General features: G+C 60.0%; 2 protein-coding genes. Both read left to right on the top strand.

Going from position 1 to position 1,973, the window contains the following annotated elements; translation table 11 throughout:
* Nucleotides 1-238: 238 nt before the first annotated feature.
* Complete coding sequence (gene eat / locus QMX98_RS34305; RefSeq protein WP_010461641.1) at nucleotides 239-1,603, top strand: ethanolamine permease; 1,365 nt, start codon at nucleotides 239-241, stop codon at nucleotides 1,601-1,603.
* Nucleotides 1,604-1,728: 125 nt separating this feature from the next.
* A complete protein-coding gene (locus QMX98_RS34300) occupies nucleotides 1,729-1,896 on the top strand; it encodes a DUF2897 family protein (RefSeq protein WP_010461642.1) in 168 nt (55 codons plus the stop codon).
* The last annotated feature ends 77 nt before the right edge of the window (nucleotides 1,897-1,973 follow it).

Below are 1,973 nucleotides of genomic sequence, written 5' to 3'. Positions count from 1 at the left end.
GGCAAGCCTCGCTCCTACAGGTCCGTGGAGCGCTCGCCCTTGTAGGAGCGAGGCTTGCCCGCGAAGACGGCAGAACACACGACAACGCCCCCAACTAGCGCACCAAAATGCATGCATCCAGCACCGTACATCCCCGATACGACACCTTTTTACGCTTTACGACTGCTATCACAACACTGGCACGCCCACTGCAAACGCCTCCCCCCGACGCTTTTCAAACCGTTCAGGGAGCAAACGCATGAACACACAACTCAAACCCACGCTGGGCACGTTGCACCTGTGGGGTATTGCGGTCGGACTGGTGATTTCCGGTGAGTATTTCGGCTGGAGTTACGGCTGGGGCGTGGCCGGAACACTCGGGTTCCTGGTGACCTCGTTCATGGTCGCCACGATGTACACCTGCTTCATCTTCAGCTTCACCGAACTGACCACGGCGATTCCCCATGCTGGCGGCCCCTTTGCCTACAGCCGCCGCGCCTTTGGCGAGAAAGGCGGATTGATCGCCGGGTTGGCGACGCTGATCGAGTTCGTCTTCGCCCCGCCGGCAATTGCCTTGGCTATCGGCGCTTACCTGAATGTGCAATTCCCGGCCCTCGACCCGAAGCACGCAGCGGTCGGCGCCTACATCGTGTTCATGGGCCTGAACATTCTCGGCGTGAAACTGGCCGCCACCTTCGAGTTGATTGTCTGTGTATTGGCCGTGGCGGAACTGCTGGTGTTCATGGGCGTGGTCGCTCCGGCGTTCAGTTTCAGCAACTTTGCGCTCAATGGCTGGGCCGGTTCCGATGTGTTCGGGGCGCCGGCGATTGCCGGGATGTTCGCGGCGATTCCTTTCGCCATCTGGTTCTTCCTCGCCATTGAAGGCGCAGCGATGGCCGCCGAAGAAGCCAAGGATCCGAAACGCACGATTCCCAAGGCCTACATCAGCGGCATCCTGACCCTGGTATTGCTGGCCATGGGCGTGATGTTCTTTGCCGGCGGCGTCGGCGACTGGCGCACCCTGTCGAACATCAACGACCCGCTGCCACAAGCCATGAAAACCGTGGTCGGCGAAAGCTCGGGCTGGTTGCACATGCTGGTATGGATCGGCCTGTTCGGCCTGGTGGCGAGTTTCCATGGGATCATCCTCGGCTACTCGCGGCAGTTCTTCGCCCTCGCCCGCGCCGGTTACCTGCCGGCGTCGCTGGCCAAACTGTCGCGCTTCCAGACACCCCATCGGGCAATCATTGCCGGCGGCGTAATCGGTATCGCGGCGATCTACAGCGACGGTTTGATCAATCTCGGTGGCATGACGCTGACCGCGGCGATGATCACCATGGCGGTGTTCGGCGCAATCGTGATGTACATCATGAGCATGCTCAGCCTGTTCAAGTTGCGTAAAACCGAACCGAACCTGGAGCGCACCTTCCGCGCGCCGTGCTACCCGCTGGTGCCGATGATTGCGTTGATCCTGGCGGTGGTGTGCCTGGTGGCGATGGCCTGGTTCAACACGTTGATCGGCTTGATCTTCCTCGGCTTCATGGCGGTGGGCTTCGTGTACTTCATGCTCACCGCGCAATTGCGCGCGGATGCACCGGCCGACGCGATGTTGACCGGACTCTGAATGGTCTCAGGTGTTACCGACAGATCAGGCATAGAATGGAACCACCGCGATATGAAATCGCTCAAAGTGGTATGCACGATCGATTGGCGAAACCCGCCAATCGGCCTGCCCTCAAGGAGAGCCCTATGCCCTGGTATGCCTGGTTGATTCTGGTCGTTGCAATCGGCTCGATCGTTGGTGGTTTGATGATGCTGCGTGACACTGCCAACAAGGTCGAACTGACCGAAGAGCAACGTAAACGTGTCGCGGAACGCAACGCGGAAGCGGACGCCAAGGATGCGCAGGACCGCTAAAAAACTGCTGAACAGCTTCTGTAGGAGCGAGGCTTGCCCACGAAGGCGATCTCAGGGACGCCTTCGCGGGCAAGCCT

Source organism: Pseudomonas sp. PS02303 (genome assembly GCF_029959925.1).
In the GTDB taxonomy this organism is placed as follows: domain Bacteria; phylum Pseudomonadota; class Gammaproteobacteria; order Pseudomonadales; family Pseudomonadaceae; genus Aquipseudomonas; species Aquipseudomonas mandelii.
The sequence above is the reverse complement of the archived record's forward strand: the minus strand, read 5'-3'. Positions and strand labels throughout refer to the sequence as shown.

Excerpts from the sequence above, each read along its gene's own strand:
- QMX98_RS34300 (WP_010461642.1), top strand. The coding sequence starts at position 1,729 with ATGCCCTGGTATGCCTGGTTGATTCTGGTCGTTGCAATCGGCTCGATC.
- eat (WP_010461641.1), top strand. The coding sequence starts at position 239 with ATGAACACACAACTCAAACCCACGCTGGGCACGTTGCACCTGTGGGGT.